At 74.2% G+C, this 17,395-nt stretch carries 18 protein-coding genes; 10 read left to right on the top strand and 8 right to left on the bottom strand.

Annotated features, from left to right (window positions below; translation table 11 throughout):
* Positions 1-18: 18 nt before the first annotated feature.
* The 3 genes from P0592_RS03645 to P0592_RS03635 are packed head-to-tail and all read right to left on the bottom strand — an operon-like array spanning position 19 to position 4,645.
* Positions 19-2,127, bottom strand: coding sequence for a CapA family protein (locus tag P0592_RS03645; protein ID WP_276272912.1), 2,109 nt, complete (start codon positions 2,125-2,127; stop codon positions 19-21).
* The gene (locus tag P0592_RS03640) at positions 2,127-3,455 is read right to left on the bottom strand and encodes a Mur ligase family protein (RefSeq protein WP_276272911.1); all 1,329 of its coding nucleotides are present in this window, start codon (positions 3,453-3,455) and stop codon (positions 2,127-2,129) included. The genes P0592_RS03645 and P0592_RS03640 overlap by 1 nt, the downstream gene beginning before the upstream one ends.
* Entirely contained in the window at positions 3,452-4,645 is a 1,194-nt protein-coding gene (locus tag P0592_RS03635) for a poly-gamma-glutamate biosynthesis protein PgsC/CapC (RefSeq protein WP_276272910.1), read from the bottom strand. Before P0592_RS03635 ends, P0592_RS03640 begins: the two co-directional genes overlap by 4 nt.
* A gap of 149 nt (positions 4,646-4,794) precedes the next feature.
* Between P0592_RS03635 and P0592_RS03630 the strand changes: the two genes are divergently transcribed.
* On the top strand, positions 4,795-5,409 hold the full coding sequence (locus tag P0592_RS03630; protein WP_276272909.1) for a class I SAM-dependent methyltransferase: 615 nt from the start codon (positions 4,795-4,797) through the stop codon (positions 5,407-5,409).
* An 18-nt stretch (positions 5,410-5,427) separates the two neighbouring features.
* On the opposite strand, the gene P0592_RS03625 is transcribed toward P0592_RS03630, so the two are convergent.
* Positions 5,428-6,561: a glycosyltransferase gene (locus tag P0592_RS03625; protein WP_276272908.1), complete on the bottom strand. Its 1,134-nt coding sequence runs from the start codon at positions 6,559-6,561 to the stop codon at positions 5,428-5,430.
* 80 nt (positions 6,562-6,641) lie between these two features.
* On the opposite strand from P0592_RS03625, the gene P0592_RS03620 reads away from it, so the two are divergent.
* The 6 genes from P0592_RS03620 to P0592_RS03595 are packed head-to-tail and all read left to right on the top strand — an operon-like array spanning position 6,642 to position 12,200.
* Positions 6,642-8,393, top strand: coding sequence for a Gfo/Idh/MocA family protein (locus tag P0592_RS03620; RefSeq protein WP_276272907.1), 1,752 nt, complete (start codon positions 6,642-6,644; stop codon positions 8,391-8,393).
* The gene (locus P0592_RS03615) at positions 8,390-9,166 is read left to right on the top strand and encodes a CDP-alcohol phosphatidyltransferase family protein (protein WP_276272906.1); all 777 of its coding nucleotides are present in this window, start codon (positions 8,390-8,392) and stop codon (positions 9,164-9,166) included. Before P0592_RS03620 ends, P0592_RS03615 begins: the two co-directional genes overlap by 4 nt.
* A 25-nt stretch (positions 9,167-9,191) precedes the next feature.
* Complete coding sequence (locus P0592_RS03610; protein WP_276272905.1) at positions 9,192-9,974, top strand: GTP cyclohydrolase IIa; 783 nt, start codon at positions 9,192-9,194, stop codon at positions 9,972-9,974.
* On the top strand, positions 9,967-10,974 hold the full coding sequence (locus tag P0592_RS03605; protein WP_276272904.1) for a zinc-dependent alcohol dehydrogenase: 1,008 nt from the start codon (positions 9,967-9,969) through the stop codon (positions 10,972-10,974). The genes P0592_RS03610 and P0592_RS03605 overlap by 8 nt, the downstream gene beginning before the upstream one ends.
* Before the next feature lie 3 nt (positions 10,975-10,977).
* On the top strand, positions 10,978-11,352 hold the full coding sequence (locus P0592_RS03600; RefSeq protein WP_276272903.1) for a 6-pyruvoyl trahydropterin synthase family protein: 375 nt from the start codon (positions 10,978-10,980) through the stop codon (positions 11,350-11,352).
* Positions 11,353-11,354: 2 nt separating this feature from the next.
* A complete protein-coding gene (locus tag P0592_RS03595; RefSeq protein ID WP_276272902.1) occupies positions 11,355-12,200 on the top strand; it encodes a class I SAM-dependent methyltransferase in 846 nt (281 codons plus the stop codon).
* A 3-nt stretch (positions 12,201-12,203) separates the two neighbouring features.
* Here P0592_RS03595 and P0592_RS03590 read toward each other — a convergent pair whose 3' ends face one another.
* A complete protein-coding gene (locus P0592_RS03590; RefSeq protein ID WP_276272901.1) occupies positions 12,204-12,590 on the bottom strand; it encodes a hypothetical protein in 387 nt (128 codons plus the stop codon).
* Positions 12,591-12,776: 186 nt separating this feature from the next.
* Between P0592_RS03590 and P0592_RS03585 the strand changes: the two genes are divergently transcribed.
* A complete protein-coding gene (locus tag P0592_RS03585) occupies positions 12,777-13,295 on the top strand; it encodes a phosphatase PAP2 family protein (RefSeq protein ID WP_419181126.1) in 519 nt (172 codons plus the stop codon).
* A 42-nt stretch (positions 13,296-13,337) separates the two neighbouring features.
* On the top strand, positions 13,338-13,808 hold the full coding sequence (locus P0592_RS03580) for a metal-dependent hydrolase (RefSeq protein ID WP_276272899.1): 471 nt from the start codon (positions 13,338-13,340) through the stop codon (positions 13,806-13,808).
* On the opposite strand, the gene P0592_RS03575 is transcribed toward P0592_RS03580, so the two are convergent.
* Genes P0592_RS03575 through P0592_RS03565 form a run of 3 tightly spaced genes read right to left on the bottom strand, consistent with a single transcriptional unit; the run spans position 13,809 to position 15,493 of the window.
* Positions 13,809-14,297, bottom strand: a complete 489-nt coding sequence (locus tag P0592_RS03575) for a GNAT family N-acetyltransferase (RefSeq protein WP_276272898.1) — start codon at positions 14,295-14,297, stop codon at positions 13,809-13,811.
* A 43-nt stretch (positions 14,298-14,340) separates the two neighbouring features.
* On the bottom strand, positions 14,341-14,589 hold the full coding sequence (locus P0592_RS03570) for a hypothetical protein (protein ID WP_276272897.1): 249 nt from the start codon (positions 14,587-14,589) through the stop codon (positions 14,341-14,343).
* Positions 14,590-14,626: 37 nt separating this feature from the next.
* The gene (locus P0592_RS03565) at positions 14,627-15,493 is read right to left on the bottom strand and encodes an SDR family oxidoreductase (protein WP_276272896.1); all 867 of its coding nucleotides are present in this window, start codon (positions 15,491-15,493) and stop codon (positions 14,627-14,629) included.
* A 113-nt stretch (positions 15,494-15,606) separates the two neighbouring features.
* Between P0592_RS03565 and arcS the strand changes: the two genes are divergently transcribed.
* A complete protein-coding gene (gene arcS / locus P0592_RS03560) occupies positions 15,607-17,394 on the top strand; it encodes an archaeosine synthase subunit alpha (protein ID WP_276272895.1) in 1,788 nt (595 codons plus the stop codon).
* Position 17,395 lies beyond the last annotated feature (1 nt).

Below are 17,395 nucleotides of genomic sequence, written 5' to 3'. Positions count from 1 at the left end.
TCTCGGTCCGTCGGGCCGTCACACGCCGTCGAGCCGCCGCCAGTCGGCGGTCGCGCCCGCCGGGACGCCCACCGTCACCGTCGCGTCGGCCTCGGTCCGGACGTGGTCGAACGAGCGGCCGCCGGACGCGTCGCGGTCCGCCCACTGTACGAGCCGGACCTCGTCGACGTAGGCGGTGCGCGTGCCGGCGTCGGGCGGGGACAGCGAGAAGACGACGTTCGCGTGGGTCGCGTCGTCGGGCGGGACGAGGTCCCGGGCGACGACGCCCCACTCGCCGCCGGTCGGGGCGAGCGTCCACGTGTCTCGCTCGATCGACGACCCGCTCGTGCCGGCGTACCACGCGGCGTCGAGTTCGAGCCCGGCGGTCGCGTCGGTGCGGTAGCGGGCCGCCACCGTCAGCGGGCCGTCGACCGGGATCCGGCGGCTGTTCGAGAGGACGACGTCGGCCGAGTTCCCGGAGATGCGCCGGAGGCGGACCCCGCCGCTCCCGTCGACGCCGAAGGTCGCACCGCTCGCGCCGGGGTTCCGACTGAACCGCCACAGGGGACCGTCGTAGCCGGTCTCGTCGACGTCGACGCTCTCGAAGGTGCCCGTCGGCAACAGGTCCCGACCGAGCCGCACGGTCCCGGTCTCGACGCCGCGGATCCACCCGCTCCGCCGGGCGTACACCGCGCCGCCGTCGAGGGAGACCGTCGTCGTCGTGGGCGGGGCCGTCCCGCCGCCGCCGGCCAGCCCCGACGCCGTCACCCGCGCGCGCTCCCCGGACCGGCCGGCGGTCCGCCAGGCCACCGTTCGGTTGGGCTTGCCGACGACGCCGTGGGGGACGAACCCGTCGATCAGCAGCGGGTCGACCACCCACCGAACGACGCCCTCGCGGGTGACGTAGGCCGTCAGCAGGTACGTCGGGAACGTCGGCCAGAGCCGCTGGTCGAAGACGAGGTTGCCCAGCGACCAGGCGACGACGGCCCCGCGGCGGCGCTCGACGCCGCCGACGACGTGGGGGTGGTGATTGACCACCAGGTCGGCACCGGCGTCGACGGCGGCGTCGGTGAGCCGCCGCATCCGGTCGGTGGGCCGGTGGCGGTACTGCTCGCCGCCGTGGAGCTGGACGACCACCACGTCGGCCCGCTCACCGGCGCGCTCGACGCGCCGGCCGATGCGCGTGACGCCCGCCTCCGCGACCCCCGCGCCGGCGGGGACGGTGTCGGACTGCCCGTCCGAGGTGATCGTCGCGGGCCGCCCCCGGGACCGGTCCGCCGACCAGTGGAGGTCGTACTGGCCGCCGACGAGGTCCGAACAGGACAGCAGCGCGACGGAGACGCCGGCGATGTCGGCAGTCGCGGGTTCCCACGCCGACTGTGGGGTCTGTCCCGCGCCGGAGTGGGCGATCCCGGCGCTGTCGAGCGTCCGCGTCGTGTCCGCGAGCCCGACGTGGAGCGCGTCGAACGCGTGGTTGTTGCCCAGCGCGGCGTAGTCGACGCCGGCCCCGGCCAACGCGTCGGCGGCGACGGGATGCGAGGTGAAGGTGTAGGACTTCTCGGGGTGGCGCACGGACGCGGTCGTCAGCGGCGATTCGAGGTTGATCGAGGTCAGATCGGCGCTGCCCAGCAGCGGTTCGATCGGGGCGAGCGTCCGCTCGTGGTCGGCCCGCCGGGTCGACGGGCGGACGTACCCGCGCGGGTTCAGGTCGTCGGAGGGCGGTTCGTAGAAGCGCCGGCCGACCATCACGTCGCCGCCGAACGCGAGCGCGGCGGTCCCGTCCGCGCCGACGAGGACCACCTCCCCGTCGGTCCCGGGCGTGGCCGCGACGACCCGCTCGACGTGGCCGCTCGCCGTCACACGGAGCCACACCGGCCGGCCCGTGTCGAGGGAGAACCACCCGTCGCCGTCGGTGGTCGTCTCCCCGAGCGACCGCCCGCCGGCCCCGAGCGCGGCCACCCGCGCGCCGCCGACCGGGTCACCGGCCGTGTCCCGGACTCGCCCCGTCAGCGGACCGCCGGGTGCCTGTGGCACGCCCTCGACGCGACCGGACTCGGGGAACACCTCGGTCAGTCGCGCACAGCCGGCCAGGCCGGCGGTGACACCGGTACCGAGCGCGCGCAGGAACCGTCGGCGGTCCCCGGGCATCAGTCGTCACCCCACGGGAGGTCGCCCACGTCGTCGGGCACCGAGTCGTCCTCGGCGTCGGCGGCCTCTGGTTCGGGCTGCCCGAACAGTCCCGACCCGTCGTCGTCCTCGACCGTCGCCGTCTCGGACCGCTCGCCGTCCACGTCGAGCGCGCGCACGTCGATCGTCATCTGGAGGTCGCGCATGAACTCGGTGACGGTGTTGCCCATCAGCAAGACCGGGTGCCCGGCGGCGAGCGCGTCGTCGAGGACGGCCGGTGCCGACTCCCGCTCGGTGTCGTGTCGCCGGACGGGAAACGGCGTGTTCAGGTCGAACAGTCGCTGGCTGTCGCCGACGACGTGGGTCCGCTCGATGTCCCCCGACTCGTACAGGGCGGTGAGGTACCGGATGAACGACGCCGTGCGACCGCGCCGGTCGGCCCGGAGGTTCAGCAGCGGTTCGATCACCGTCCCCGTGGCCCCGACCAGCTCGCGTCGGACGAGTTCCGTGCTCTGGACGTCGTTGACGGCGGCGGCGTTGAACACCCGCCCGTTCGGGAGGCGTCGCCACGAGGGCCGCAGCGACTCGACGTACTCGGTCAGCCTCGCCTCCGGCATCGGCGGCTCACCCACCGCGGCGAGCACCTCGTCGAGTCCGTAGACGATCTCGGCTCCCGGGACCGACCGCACCCGCTCGGGGGGGTCGACGAACGTCACCGGCGCGTCCCGGCGGTCGAGTTCGGCCGACAGGTACCGCCGGAGCCGCTCGTCGGGCTCGCCACAGACGACGCGGGTCCCCTGCGGGACGCTGCGGGCGAGCGACCGCGCGATCTGGACGCGGTCGCTCCCCAGCGTGTCGAGGTGGTCCTCCCGAACGTTCGTCAGGAAGATCACGTCGGGGCTGACGAACTGCTCGTTGACGAGTCGCGTGGTGTACTGGCGGATCCCCTGGTTCTCGAAGATCGCCACCTCGACGTCCTCGTCGGCGACGGCGGCGAGGATGCGCTCGTTCTCGTAGAGGCGGACCTGGGACCCCCGTCCGACCTCGCGCGTGGTCCCGTTGTGGATGACGCGGGCCTGGTCGCCGGTCACCTTCGCGAGGGTGTCGTAGCCGCGCCCGTGGAAGGCGTCGTGGAGCCAGCGGACCGACGAGGACTTCCCGCGGACGCCGGTGACGGCGATCCGGGTGTCGATGTCGGCCAGGCGCTGCCGGTGGAGCGGGCCGGCCCCGAGCGCCTCGCCGACGCCCCGTTTGGCCAGCCGGGCGAACCGCGCCAGCTCCGCCCGGTCGGCGGCGGCCGACGCCAGTTCGCGGAACTCGGCGACGGCCTCCCGCCAGTCACGGCTCACTGCCGACCGGCCCCCCTCTCGGTCCCGGACCCGTGATCGTCGAGCCCGCTCCCGCGGAGGCCGTCCGGTCGGATCCGCTCCAGCCGGTAGATCGCCACCAGCGCCGGGACCGTCGCCAGCGCGCCCGCCGCGAGGTGGACCTGCCGGACGTCCTGGAGGACGCCGCTCGGCGGCGGGACGATGGCGAGCCGCGCGGCGAACGTGACGACGACGAGGACGGCGAGCGTGGCGGCCACCGTCGCCGGGCGCTCCGCCGGCGGCACGACGTGGACGTTGTAGGCGGTGATGCCGCCGAACAGGCCGACGAAGAACGGCAGGAGCCCGTGCCGGGTCGGCACCACGACCGAGAGGGAGATGGTCGCCAGCAGGCCGAGGATGATCCCGACCGCCAGGAGGACCCGGCCGTACAGGAGCGTCCACCGGTGGACGAACCGGACGCCGACGTAGACGAGGACGCTCGTCACGACCCAGACCGGCAACAGCCAGACGTTTCGGAACGCGATGAGCGCGACCAGCGGGAGGACGATGACGCCGGCGACCCGGAGGCCGTACCGCGCCCGGAGGAATTCGGCGATCGCCATCCCGAGCGCGACGAGGCCGAGCGTCAGGCGGTTCGAGGCGATGACCGGCAGCGGCGGCCGGTCGACGGTCAGGCCGAAGGCGATGGCGATGTCCGACTCGGGACTGAGCAACAGCGGCGAGAGGACCTCCGAGAGCGGCGTCAGCCCGACGAAGATGGTCAGCCCGATGCCGACCACCGTCAGGAACAGCAGCGTCGCGAGGCTCACCACGGCGTCGAGGACCCGCTCCTCCAGTTCGAGGCGGTGGAAGTTGTAGGCCGCGATCCCCGGGAGGATGCTGCCGACGAACTCGACGCCGGCCACCGCCCCCCGGAAGTCGAAGCCGAACGCGACGAGCTCGAAGGCCGTCACCGGCACCAGTGCGCCGACGAGGATGGAGAGGACGAACAGCTGGCGGCCGTACAGCGGCACCCGCTGCTTGACGAACCCGATCGCGACGTACGCAGCGAGGATGCTGATGACGAACACCGGGAAGGTGCCGAAACTCCGCAGGAGATACACCGCGACCAGCGGGACGACGATGACGCCCCCCATCCGCAGCCCCCGGAGTTGCGCCGCTGCGATGCCGGCGAGCAACCCCAGTAGCACGATCGTCGTCGCGATGAGCATCTTACGAACCCCCGGCCGACCACGCGACGGCCCGGCCGACCCTCCGTTTCGAACTGGTTAGTAATACGTAAATAAATATCCGCTGTTCGTATCGACAGCCGTGTCCGCGAGCCGCGCCGTACTTGTGGTCCGGCCGCCAACGCCCCCGTATGAAGAAGTCACTCGACGAGCACGCGGACCGCTTCTCCGAGCACGCCGCCGACTACGACGAGGAGCAGGACTCCCCGGAGTACCGGGCCTGCGCCGACCTCGTCGTCGCCCACGCCGACCCCGCCGACGACGACGTGGTGCTGGACCTCGGCACGGGGACGGGCGCGATCGCGTTCGGCCTCGCCGACGCCGCCGGCGAGGTCGTCGGCCGGGACATCAGCGAGGGGATGCTGGACCGAGCCCGCGAGAAGGCCGCGGACCGCGGCGTCGGGAACGTCGGCTTCGGCGAGGGCCGGTTCCGCGACCCGCAGGTCCCCGACGGCGTCGACGTGGACGTCGTCACCTCGAACTTCGCGATGCACCACCTCGGCGACGACGAGAAGCGCGAGGCCATCGACACGATCGCCGCCCTCGGTCCGCGCCGGATCGTGCTGGGCGACGTGATGTTCTTCGGCGAACCGAACCCCGAGGAGCCGTTCTACAGCCCGGAGGTCGACGACCCCGCGACCGTCGGCGTCCTCGTAGACGCGTTCACCGACGCCGGCTACGCGCTGACGGCGGTCGAGATGGTCGGCGATCAGGTGGGCGTGCTGGTCGCCGAGCGCCAGGACTGAGCGGGGACTCGCCGCCGCCTACCGCCGCTCGAGCCGAGCCGCCACGGCCGCCCGAATCCGGTCGTGGAACCGCTCGCTTCCGAACCGGTCGGGCGGGAGCCGCGGCCGGGCGTCGGTCTCGACGGCCGCGACGAGCCGGTCGGCGGCCGACGCGGGGTCGGTGAACAGGCGGTCGGGTGCCCCGTCGACCACCTCCCGCTGCCCGCCCGAGTCGTGGGCGAACGCGACCATCCCGGCGGCGACGTACTCGGCCAGCGCCATCCCGAAGTGCTCGCCGTGCTTGGGATTGAGCCCGTAGCGGTGGCTCCCGAGCAGCGCTTCGAGCCGGTCGCGCGAGACCCCGCGGTGGAGGCGGACGTGGTCGCGCTCGGCGACGGCGCGCTCGACCCGCCGGACGTACGAGCGGTAGGCGTCGCTGGTCGACCCGACGAGGTGGAGGTGGAGGTCGACGCCCCGCTCGCGCGCCCGGTCGACCGCCCGGACGGCGTCCAGCGTCCGGTTGTCGGGGGCGATCCGGCCGACCGTGACCACTCCCCGTTCGCGCTCGGCCCACGGCTCCCCTGAGATGGGATCGACCGGCGGGTGGACGACGGCGGGCCGGCGGCCGTACCGGGCCGCGACGTGGTCGGCGGTGTACCCGGAGTTCGCCAGCAGCGTCGCGTCCGCGGGCAGCCGCCGGTCGGCCAGCCCCGACAGCCGTGTCCACAGGCGGTCAGCGACGCCGGCGTCGCCGCTCGTTCCGTCCGGTCCCTCCGGACCCGGGACGTGGCCGTTGAACTGCGGGAAGTGGACGTACTGGACCGACGGCACCCCGAACGCGAACTCGTTGGCCGTGCTGACCGCGCAGTCGAAGGCGGCGAGGTGCCGGCGGAGCCACCGCGCCAACACGACGCTTCGGGGGGCCAGCTGCGGGCCGAACGCGTCGTCGGCGCGGGCGAACAGCGGCGCGGCGACGGCGGTCCCCGGCGGGGTCCTGACGGGCACGTCGGCGTCGGTCCCGAACAGGTCGTCGAGGGTCCCGAGCCCGGTCTCGGAGACGGTGAACAGCACCACCTCGTGATCGCGGTCGAGCGCCTCGCAGACGTGGGCACAGACGGCGTCGGCCCCCCCTCGGAGGTCGAGCGTGTTGTGGACCACCGCCACGCGGGCCATACCGCTCGCTCGGGGGCCGAGCGGGAAAACCCCATCTCTGTAGGGTGCGCGCTTTTTCCGACAGCGCCCCAACCGCGAGTATGGACTGTCTCGTCGTCGGCGCGGGGTCGGTCGCCGGCCGCTACCTGGACGCGCTGACGGCCGCCCCCGATCTCGACGTCGCCGCCGTCTGTGACATCGACGGCGGGCGGGCACGGCGGGCCGCCGACGAGTACGACGCGGCGGCTCACGACGACCTGCCGGCGGCCCTCGACGCCGAGCCCGCGCCGTTGGTCGTCAACCTCACGGGCCACGCCGCCCACGAGTCGGTCACACGGACGGCGCTGCGGGCCGACCGGCACGTCTTCTCCGAGAAACCCCTCGCGATGGACGCCGCCGCGGCCCACGAGCTGGTGGCGCTGGCGGCGCGGCGGGGCCTCGGCCTGGCCTGCGCGCCGACGAACCCCGGGAACCCGGGCCAGCGGCGGGCCGCGCGGCTGCTCGCCGACGGCCGCCTCGGCACCGTCCGGGTGGCCTACGCCGACGCCCACGTCGGCCGCGTCACGGAGTGGCACGACGACCCCGGGGCGTTCCTCGAGGCCGGGCCGCTGTGGGACGGCGGCGTCTACCCGCTGACGCTGCTGGTCGCCTGGTTCGGTCCGGTCGAGCGGGTCCGCTCGGCCGACGCCGCGGGGCCGTGGCCCGACCGGGCGGACCGGGGGCCGACGGCGGACTCGCACGTCGACGCCGTCCTCGACCACCGTGACGGCCCCCGGGTGCGCCTGACCGCGAGCCTGTACACCCCTCACCGGGGCCGGGAGTTCTACGGCGTCGAACTCCACGGGGACGACGGGTCGCTGTACCTCGACGACGCCGGCGCGCAGGCCGACGCCGCCGACCGGGTCCGGGTCGGCCGGTCCGGCCGGGAGTACGCGCCGGCTCCCCCGCAGTTCCCCGAACGCGAGGGGTCGTACGCCGACGGGCCCGCGGCGCTCGCACGGTCGGTGCGTCGGGGCGACCCCGACCGCGGGACCGCCCGCCGCGGGGCACACGTCGCCGCCGTCTGCGAGGCCGTCGAACGGGCGGCCGAGACGGGCGAGGCCGCCGAGCCACCGGCCCGCGGCGCGACGGCGACGCCGACGGCGCTCCCCGTCGCGCGACCGCCGCCGTCGCCCCCGAGCGCCCCCGCGAGCCTGCGACTCCCGCGGGTCGGGGTCGCCCCGCCGGCCGACGACCGTGAGACGGCCGAGCGGGCGCTGGACGCGGGCTGTCGGCTCCTCGTCGTCGACCCGGCGGCGGCGGCGACCGTCGGCGACGCGCTGTCGGCCCACGGCGCACCGACCCGCGAGGCGGTCCACGTCGCCGGCCGGGTGCCGTGGCGGACGCCCGTCGACGCGGCCGTCGAGCGACTGCTGACCGGCCTCGGGGGCGGCGCGCTCGACTCGCTGCTGGTCGCCGACGCCCGGGCGGAGCGGTGGGACGCGGCCGAGAGCGCCCGGGACCGGGGCGACGTCCGGGTGCTCGGCGAGGCCGTCGAGTCGGCCGCGGCGGCGACCCGACGGGCCCCGCTGGTCGCTGCGGGGAGTCCGCCGTCCGAGTCGGCGCTGTCGGCCCACCGCGAGCGCGGGTGTCGGGTCCTGCTGACGGTCCCGTCTCCGTCGGCGCTGGTCGACGGGGCGGCGACCGCCGTCGCGCGGACGCGCGACACCGCGCCGGAGCGGGTCGCCGTCGCCCGAGCCGTCGGCCGCGGACTCGTCCCGGTGGTCGAGCGCGAGGCCGTCGAGACGCTGGCCGGTGCCGGCCTCGCACTGTCGGCCGACGAGCGCCGGCGGCTCGCGGGGACCGACGGATGAGCGGCGACGCGACCGGTCACCTGGTCTCGGGCCGCCGTCGCTCCGCCGAGCTCGGCGTCCTCGTCGTCGCCGCCGTCGTCGGCCTCGTCGCCGGCTACTGGTGGCTCTCCGGGCGGTTCTCGCAGTCGGCGGGGCTGCGCTGGCTCGCCCCGACCGGCGCGGTACTGGCGTACGTCGGGGGGTTCCTGTGGCGACACCGGGCGACGCTCCCCCGCGTCGACGGCACCCGCCTCGGCGCGCTCGGGCTGGCCAACCACGTGACGCTGTTCCGGGCGGGCCTGCTGGCCGGCGTCGCCGGGTTCGCGCTCGTCGACCCCGCCGCGGGACTCCGCTGGCTCCCGGCGCTCGGCTACGGCGCGGTGGTGGCCCTCGACGCCGTCGACGGTGCCGTCGCCCGCTCGGTGGGCACGGAGACGCGGCTCGGCGAGCGGCTGGACATGGCGACGGACACGACCGGCTTCCTCGTCGCGCCGCTGGTCGCCGTCGCGTGGGGTCTGCTGCCGGCGTGGTACCTCTCGCTGTCGGCCGCGCGGTACGTCTACCGGGCCGGCTGCTGGCTCCACCGCCGGCGCGGCGGGGCCGTCGGTGACCTCCCGCCCAGCCGCGTCCGCCGACCGCTGGCGGCCCTGCAGATGGGCTTTCTCACCGTTGCCCTCGCCCCGGCCGCGCCGACGCCGCTGGTCCGGCTGGTCGCGCCCGCGGTCTTGCTCCCGTCGCTGGCGGTGTTCGCCCGGGATCTCGTCGCGGTGACGCGCCCACAGTCCGAAGAGTAATACATTCGCAGCCGAATAGCGCTATGTGACTGGGGCACGCGACTCGGTCGTCCAGCTCGCGCTCGTGCAGTTAGACGACTACGGCCCGTGGACGGTGACGCCGGAGCCACGCCCGGAGCCGGCGTTACAGGCCCTGCAGGCTCGTCTCTACGCCGACCTCGCGGACTTCGTGGGCAGCCGCGACGGTTACGTCTTCCCGGGTCGGTACGACAACCTCGTCGCGGTGACGAACCGCCTCGCCCCCGCGGACCACGAACGGTTCCAGCGGCTCGTCGCCAACCGCTACCCGGTGACCGCGAGCCTCGGCGTCGCGACCGGCGAGACGCCCCTGGCCGCGCTCGGCCGGGCCAGCGACGCCCTGCAGGACACCGGCAGCGCACAGAGCGCCGAGCGGACCGAGCGGCTGGCCGTCGACCGGCGAGGGGAGCCGTCGGGGCCGCTCGCCGTCGCACACTTCGACGTGGTCGACGCCACCGGCCGGTACACCGACAGCCAGCACGCGCTGGACGCCGAACTGGCCATCCGCCGGGCGGTCGTCGAACTGACCGACCGGATGCGCGACCACGGCGGCGTCACGGCCTTCGTCGGCGGCGACAACGCCATCTCGGTCTGCCCGCCGCTGGACGCCGAGACCTACGACGGGGTGCTGGACCACGTGCGCGAGGCCGCGGGCGTCGAGATGCGCGTCGGCGTCGGCCACGGCGAGACGGCACAGGGGGCGGGATCGGCGGCCAAACACGCACTCGAAGCGGGCCGGGCGACGGGGGACCCCGTGACGGCGTCCGGCCGGGCCAGCGCCGATGACTGACCGCACGCGCAGCCTCTACTTCGACCGACCGGGCTCCGTGACGGTCCGGGAGGAGCGACCGCCGACCCCCGACGCCGGCGAGGCCCTCGTCGAGACGGTCGTCTCCGGGGTCAGCCCCGGGACCGAACTGCTCGTCTACCGCGGGGAGGTGCCCGAGGAGCTGGCCGTCGACGAGACCATCGACACGCTCGACGGGCGCTTCGACTACCCGGTCCAGTACGGCTACGCGGCGGTCGGCCGCGTCCGCGAGGTCGGCGACGGGGTCGACCCCGACTGGCGCGACCGGCTGGTGTTCGGGTTCAACCCACACGAGAGTCACTTCTGTGCCTCCCCCGACCAGTTGCGGCCGGTGCCCGACGACATCGAGCCGACGACGGCGACGCTGTTCCCGACGGCGGAGACGGCCGTCAACTTCGTGCTGGACGCGACGCCGCGCGTCGGCGAGCGGGTCGTCGTCTTCGGTGCCGGCCCCGTCGGACTGACGACGACGGCGGTGCTGTCGCCGTTCCCGCTGGACGCGCTGGTCGTCGTCGACCCCGTCGCCCGCCGGCGCGAGGCCGCCGAGCGACTGGGCGCGACCGAGACGCTGCGGCCGAGCGACGTGGCCCCGCTCGGCGACCGCGGCGATCCGCCCGGGATGGACCTCGCGGTCGAGGTGTCGGGCGAACCCGCCGCGCTCGACGACGCCGTCGACGCCGTCGGCTACGACGGCCGCGTCGTCGTCGGCTCCTGGTACGGCACCAAGCCGGCGGAACTGGCCCTGGGCGGCCACTTCCACCGGGGCCGGGTCGATCTCAAGTCCAGCCAGGTCAGCACGCTCTCGCCGGCGCTGCGTGGCCGCTGGACGAGGGAGCGCCGGATGGACCGCGCCGTCGAGGTGGTGCGCGAGCACGCCCTCGACCGGCTGGTCACTCACCGCGTGCCCATCGAGGACGCAGCGACCGCCTACGAGACGCTGGCGGCCGACCGCGAGGCGCTGTCGGTCGTGTTCACCTACTGAGCCATGTACGAACTCGCAGTCTCCCGTGACTTCGTCGCACAGCACTTCCTCACCGTCCCGGACCCCGGCCCGGAGGGGGAGGTCCACAGCCACCACTACGAGGCCGACGTCCGCTTCGCCGGCCCCGAGGTGAACGAGTACGGCTACCTCGTCGACATCGACGCCGTCGAGGCGGCGCTGGACGAGATCGCGGACCGCTACCGCGACGAACTGCTCAACGACGTGCCCGCCGTCGAGGGCAACCCCAGCGTCGAGCGGTTCGCGCGCGTCTTCGCCGACGACGTGGCCGCGCGCCTCGACCCCGACGCGGCCGAGACGCTGACCGTCAGGATGTGGGAGGACGACGTGGCGTGGGCGAGCTACGAGCGGCCGCTGTGACGATGGACCACGCCGACACCCGCTACCTCGACGCCAAGCGGACCGTCGACGACCGTGCGCTGGACCGCCGGGTCCGGGACGCGGTCCTCGCCCGGCTCCCCGACGCCCCCGCTGTCGTCGAGTTCGCGCCCGGGACCGGCGCGACGGTCCCGCGGCTCCTCGACTGGGGGGTCACGGGCGGGACCTACCGCGGCGTCGAGCGGGACCCCGAGCTCGTCGCTCACGGCCGCGAGGCCCGCGCCGACGAACTGGCCGCCGACGGCTATCGGGTCGAGCGGACCGACGACGGGTTCCGGGCGGGGGCCGACCCCGGCCTCGACGTGTCCTTCACCGTCGGCGACGCGCTGGCGGTCGACGAGGGGGCGGCGGACCTCCTCGTCGCACAGGCGTTCGCCGACCTCGTCCCGCCGGACGACCTGCTGGCGGCCGTCGACCGGGCGCTCGCGCCCGGCGGGCTGGCGTACCTCCCGATCACCTTCGACGGGGCCACGCTGTTCCAGCCCGACCACCCGGCCGACGAGCGGGTCGAACGGGCCTACCACGACAGCATCGCGGCCGTCGAGGGGCGGGACCCCTACGCCGGCCGGCACCTGCTGTCCCGGCTGGGCGACGGGGACGGCGACCTGCTGGCGGTCGGCGCGTCGGACTGGGTCGTCCGGCCCCGAGACGGCGCGTACCCGGCCGACGAGCGGTACTTCCTCGAGACGATCCTCGGGTTCGTCGCCGAGTCGCTCGCGGACGCCAGCGTCGAGGGGGCCGAGGACTGGCTGGCAACCCGGCGGGCGCAGCTGGCCGACGCGGAGCTCACCTACGTCGCCCACCAGTACGACCTGCTGTGCCGGGTCTGAGACTCACTCCCGGCGGACGAGCGCGACCAGCACGGCGATCAGCAGGACCTGCGCGACCTTGTCGACCGCGCCAAGGGTCCCCACGTCGGCCGGGAACGACTTCGGCCCGGCGGCGAAGTTGATCAGGTACCAGAGGACGATCTGTCCGGCGGTGAAGGGGACGCCGAGCCGGTACAGCAGCCCCCGGCGGTAGCCGACGGCGACCCCCGCCGCGGCGGCGACGAAGACGACGCCGGCGAAGAGAAAGGAGATGCCCAGCGGACTGGGCGCGAAGCTCACGCCCAGCCAGAGGTGGATCGCGCCCGAGACGACCGCGAGCGCGATCCCGGCGTAGTGGAGCGGTTCGAGCGTCTCGACGTTCGACGGCGAGGGTTCAGTGGCGGTACTCATACCCAGTCGTTGGGCGGGAGCGGCATAAACGGTCGGCCAGTGGAGCCGCTGTCGCCCGTTGTGGCGGGACAGCGCCCGGCGAACGCCGGACTGATCACGGTCGAGTCCTACCAGTCGGGAGTGTCCATCCAGACCGCGGCCGCAGCCGTCGGCGTCACGCTCCAGACCGGTCCCGTCGACCAGTTCGTGACGGCCGTCGTCGACGCCGTCGTGGCGCTGGACCGGGCGGCCCTGGAGGTGACGCTCGCCGCCCGCCACCCGGCGGTGACGAAGGTGATGACCTCCGTGACGGGACTGGGGTCGGCGACGGCCGCGCTGGTGTTCCTCGGCCTCGCCCGTCTCGCGGGCTGGCGGCGGGAGCTCCGGGCGACGGCGGCGTCGCTGGCGATCGCCGGCGTCGTCGTCGGCTCGCTGATGCTGCTCGTCCAGCGGCCGTTCCCGCCCCAGCCGGTCTGTCTGACCGACGGGGGCGGGCTGGCCCACTCGTTCCCGTCGGGCCACGCCGCCGCCGTGACGGTCTACGCCCTGGTCGCCCGGGAGTCGCCGACGCTGCCGTTCGCCCCCGTGGCGGGGCTGGCGGCGCTGATCGCCGTCTCGCGGGTCTACCTGGGGACCCACTACCTGAGCGACACGCTCGTCGGCGTCGGCATCGGCGTCGGGGCGTTCGTCGCCGGGACGGCGCTGCTCCGGCGGGTCGACGTGTAGGGTCGCCGGCAGACACAACTGTCACGGCCGCCTACGACCGCCGTGCTCTTCGCGACCCACCTGCTGGCGGCGGCCGTGATCGGCCGCTACACGCGGCTCGCGCCGCTGTGGCTCGTCGCCGGCGCGGCGCTGCCGGACCTCGTCGACAAGCCGCTGGCGTCGGCGGGGGTCGTCGACGTCTTCCACTCCGTGGGCCACAGCGGCCTCCTGCTGGTCGTCGCCGTCCCGCTGGCCCTGACCGGCCGGGCCGGCCTGTCGGCGGCCGTCGGGTGGGCCTCGCACCTCGTCCTCGACGCGCTCCACATCGTGGTCAACGGCCGGCCCGACGACGCGCTGTTCCTCGGCTGGCCGCTGGTCGGCCCGGCCGACCCGCTGCGTATCCCGCCCGGGGACTTCTTCTTCTACTACCTGTGGACCCCCTCGTTCTTCCTGGAAGTCGGGTTCTGGACGGTCTGTCTCCTGCTGACGGCTCGGTGGGCGCTGGGGCGGCGCGGTGGGCCGGCGACGGAGTAGTCACAGCCGCTTCGCGTAGACGTAACCGTCGACGTCGAGGAACTCGTCGTAGTGGTCGTCGACGCGCTCGAAGCCGCGGGCCTCGTAGAACCCGACGCCGACGTCGTTGTCGGCCATCACGACCAGGCGGAGGCGGTCGCCGCCACGGTCGCGGACCCGCCCGGTCAGCGCCGTCCCGACGCCGGTGTGCCAGTGGTCCGGGTCGGCGTAGATGCGGGACAGCGACCAGGTCCCGTCGTCCTCGTCGGTCGGTCCGGCCCCGGCGAAGCCGACCACCTCGTCCTCGCGCGTCGCCACGAGGAAGACCCGGTCGTCGGCCTCGACGGCCGTCGCGAGCCTGTCGGTCCCGTAGAACCGCTGGAGGAACGCGTCGACGGCCTCGGGACCGACGATCTCGTCGTGGGCGGCGTGCCAGGCCCGGTCTGCCACACGCTGGACCGCCGGCACGTCGCCCGGGTCGCCCGCGCGGACCTCGACGTCTGCGTCCATAGCGGTCGTGTCACTCGTCGGGAACAAAAACCCCCCGTCGCGGTCACTCCCCGAGCCGCCGCCCGTCCCGCGGGCAGTAGTCGAACTCCGGCGACCGCGTCCGGAAGCCACACTCCGGGCACTCGCGGGCCGGCGGCCGGTCCTCGTCCCCGCCGAGACGGCGGGAGAGGAAGGGGACGAACGGCACGACCAGGAAGACCGCGAGCGTGTCGAAGTACCACCAGAGCGCGGCGCTGACCGCGAGGCTCGCCAGCAGGCCCGCCGCCGCCGTGACGGTCCGCGACCCGATCATACCGGGCCGTTGGCCGCCGACCGGGAAAAGCCGCGCGCTACGACGGCCGCTCGTAGTCGGGGTCGACCATCCGGGCCGAGATCGGGTCGGGGTCGCCCTCGGTGAGGTTGTACTCGGAGAAGTCCTCGATGCCGGCCTCACGGAGCAGTTCCTCGTCGTAGACGGCGTTGCCGGTGAACTCGGCGGGGTCCCGCGAGAGGATCTCCAGGACCGTGTCGGCGACGATGTCGGGCGTACGCCAGTCGTCCTCGGTGCCCAGCCCGAAGTAGCGGGTCGCCCGCGTGTCGATGGCCGTCACCGGCCAGAAGGCGTTACAGCCCACGTCGTGGCCGCCAAGCTCCGAGGCCAGCGACAGCGTGACGAAGGACATCCCGAGCTTCGACCACGAGTACGGCGCGTGGCCCGGCGCGCGGTCGACGGTCACGGGCGGGGCGTTGGTCAGCACCCAGGCGTCCCCCTCGACATCCTTCAGGTGGTCCGCGAAGGCGCGTGCGGTGAGGTAGGTGCCCCGGACGTTCACGTCGGTCATCAGGTCGAACCGGTCCGGGGGCAGCTCCTCGGTCGGGACCAGCTGGATGGCGCTGGCGTTGTTGATGACGACGTTCACCTCGCCGAAGTGGTCGATGGCCTCTTCGGCGGCGGCCTCGACGTTCTCCGGGTCGCGCACGTCGAGCTGGATCGGCAGGGCCTCCGCCCCCCGTTCTTCCACCTCCCGGGCGGTCTGCTCGATGGAGCCCTCGAGGTCCTTGTCCTCGCCGTAGTCGTCGGCCTCGCTGGTCTTGCCCGTCGAGACGATATCACAGCCCCGCTCGGCAAGCGCCAGCGCGATGGCCTTCCCGATGCCGCGGGTCGTCCCGGTGATGAAGGCCGTGCTGCCGTCGAGGTCCGGCGTCGTCGGTGACATAGGGTCCCCTTCGGCTATCCGTGGTATAATACCACGTTACACACCCGGAAACGGACCGGGGGTTTGTCCGCCGAAGAGCAAGATAGTTACTCGGCCGCGGCCGAGAGGGTGGTATGACCGACTACTTCGAGGTCCACGAGCGCGACAGCGCCGCGCGGATCGGCGAACTCCGCCTCGCCGAGTCCGTGACGACGCCGGCGCTGGTCGACGACGTGGACGCCGACACGCCGGGCGCGGTCCACCGCGTGCTCGACGACGCTGGGAGCCGGTGGGCCGGCGACCCCGACCCCCCCGAGGGCGACGACGGAGCGGTGACGGTGCTGCCCCACCGCGGGATGCCCGCGGGTACGCCCGACGAGGTGGCCGAGGCCTTCGCCGGCGACACCCCCGACGTCGACTTCCCGAGCGCCGCCGTCGTCGCGCCCGAGACGGCCGCCGACCACCCCGCTGACGTGACCGTCCTCTCGGGCGCGCCGGGGTACGCCGGCCACGCCGCCGCCTTCGTCGAGGCCGTCACGACGGTACGAGAAGCGACGCCGGCCGACACCGCCCTCTACCTCCCGGGGGTTGCCACGCCCAGGAACGTCGCCACGCTGGTCTACGCCGGGGCGGACCTCGTCGACCCGCACAGGGCCGTGGTTCGGGGCCGGGAGGGCCGCTACCTGACGACCGACGAGGCCCACTTCCTCGAGGACCTGGACGAACTGCCCTGCGCGTGTCCGGCCTGTCGGGTGCCACGCGAGGAGTTCGACCGCGCGGCCTGCGCCGAACACAACGTCAACGCGCTGGCCGCCGAACTCCGGCGGGTCCGCCGGCGGGTCCGGGACGGCCGCCTGCGGGACTACGTCGAGGGGCAGGCCCGGCAGGCGAACTGGCTCACCGCGACGATGCGCCGGCTCGACCAGGAGTACGGCTACCTCGAACAGCGGACGCCGCTCATCCGGCGGGCCGAACTGTCGGCGGCGACGGAGGACAGCCTCCGCCGGGTCGAGATCCAGCGGTTCGCCGAGCGGGTCACCGAGCGGTACGTCCCCCGGTTCGACGACCGGCCGCTCGTCCTCGTGCCGTGTTCGGCCCGCAAGCCCTACAGCGACTCACAGAGCCACGAGCAGTTCCACGACGCCGTCAAGTGGCGCGCACACATGGTCTCGATGACCTCGCCCATCGGGGTCGTCCCGCAGGAACTCGAGCTCACCTACCCCGCCCAGCACTACGACTCCGTCGTCACCGGCCGGTGGACCGCCACCGAGATCGAGTTCGTCGCCAACGTGCTGGAGCGGTACCTCGCGGGGACCGACTACCCCGAGGTCATCGCCCACGTCCCCGGCGAGGGCTACCGCGACATCTGCGAGCGCGTCGAGGCCGCGCTGGACCGGGAGTTCACCTACACCGTCGGCGACCACCCGACGACGGCCGACTCGCTGGCGGAGCTAGCGGGCGAACTGGCGGGCTGGGACCGCTACCAGAAACGGGAGCGCGAGCACAACACGGTCCGCGCGGTCGCGGACTACCAGTTCGGGGCCGGCGCGGGCGACGAGCTGTTCGGCGACATCGCGACCCCGGGCCGGTACCCACAGCTCCGGGTCGAGGACGCCGACGGCGAGCAGCTGGCGGCGCTGGCCCAGCAGTACGGCGTGCTCTCGCTGACGCTGGCGGGCGCGCGCCGGTGGCTCGACAGCGACGTCCCGACCAAGACCGTCGACATCGACCCGTTCGTCCCCCACGGCTCGGTGCTGGCGCCGGGCGTCACCGACGCCAGCGACGACATCCGCGTCGGCGACGACGTGGTGATCCGGGGCGACGCCGCCTTCGGCGTCGGCCGCGCCCAGATGAGCGGGCCGGAGATGCGCTCCTCGTCCCGCGGCATCGCGGTCCAGACCCGCCACGTCGAGGAGCGGTAGC

Source organism: Haloarcula litorea, from assembly GCF_029338195.1.
GTDB classification, from domain to species: domain Archaea; phylum Halobacteriota; class Halobacteria; order Halobacteriales; family Haloarculaceae; genus Haloarcula; species Haloarcula litorea.
Note: the sequence above shows the minus strand (reverse complement) of the source record. Positions and strands in the feature narration are given on the sequence as shown.

What these genes read in the sequence shown, in the direction of transcription:
- P0592_RS03645 (WP_276272912.1), bottom strand. Translation starts at nt 2,127, where the DNA reads ATGCCCGGGGACCGCCGACGGTTCCTGCGCGCGCTCGGTACCGGTGTC.
- P0592_RS03635 (WP_276272910.1), bottom strand. Translation starts at nt 4,645, where the DNA reads ATGCTCATCGCGACGACGATCGTGCTACTGGGGTTGCTCGCCGGCATC.
- P0592_RS03630 (WP_276272909.1), top strand. Translation starts at nt 4,795, where the DNA reads ATGAAGAAGTCACTCGACGAGCACGCGGACCGCTTCTCCGAGCACGCC.
- P0592_RS03625 (WP_276272908.1), bottom strand. Translation starts at nt 6,561, where the DNA reads ATGGCCCGCGTGGCGGTGGTCCACAACACGCTCGACCTCCGAGGGGGG.
- P0592_RS03620 (WP_276272907.1), top strand. Translation starts at nt 6,642, where the DNA reads ATGGACTGTCTCGTCGTCGGCGCGGGGTCGGTCGCCGGCCGCTACCTG.
- P0592_RS03615 (WP_276272906.1), top strand. Translation starts at nt 8,390, where the DNA reads ATGAGCGGCGACGCGACCGGTCACCTGGTCTCGGGCCGCCGTCGCTCC.
- P0592_RS03605 (WP_276272904.1), top strand. Translation starts at nt 9,967, where the DNA reads ATGACTGACCGCACGCGCAGCCTCTACTTCGACCGACCGGGCTCCGTG.
- P0592_RS03600 (WP_276272903.1), top strand. Translation starts at nt 10,978, where the DNA reads ATGTACGAACTCGCAGTCTCCCGTGACTTCGTCGCACAGCACTTCCTC.
- P0592_RS03595 (WP_276272902.1), top strand. Translation starts at nt 11,355, where the DNA reads ATGGACCACGCCGACACCCGCTACCTCGACGCCAAGCGGACCGTCGAC.
- P0592_RS03590 (WP_276272901.1), bottom strand. Translation starts at nt 12,590, where the DNA reads ATGAGTACCGCCACTGAACCCTCGCCGTCGAACGTCGAGACGCTCGAA.
- P0592_RS03575 (WP_276272898.1), bottom strand. Translation starts at nt 14,297, where the DNA reads ATGGACGCAGACGTCGAGGTCCGCGCGGGCGACCCGGGCGACGTGCCG.
- P0592_RS03570 (WP_276272897.1), bottom strand. Translation starts at nt 14,589, where the DNA reads ATGATCGGGTCGCGGACCGTCACGGCGGCGGCGGGCCTGCTGGCGAGC.
- P0592_RS03565 (WP_276272896.1), bottom strand. Translation starts at nt 15,493, where the DNA reads ATGTCACCGACGACGCCGGACCTCGACGGCAGCACGGCCTTCATCACC.
- arcS (WP_276272895.1), top strand. Translation starts at nt 15,607, where the DNA reads ATGACCGACTACTTCGAGGTCCACGAGCGCGACAGCGCCGCGCGGATC.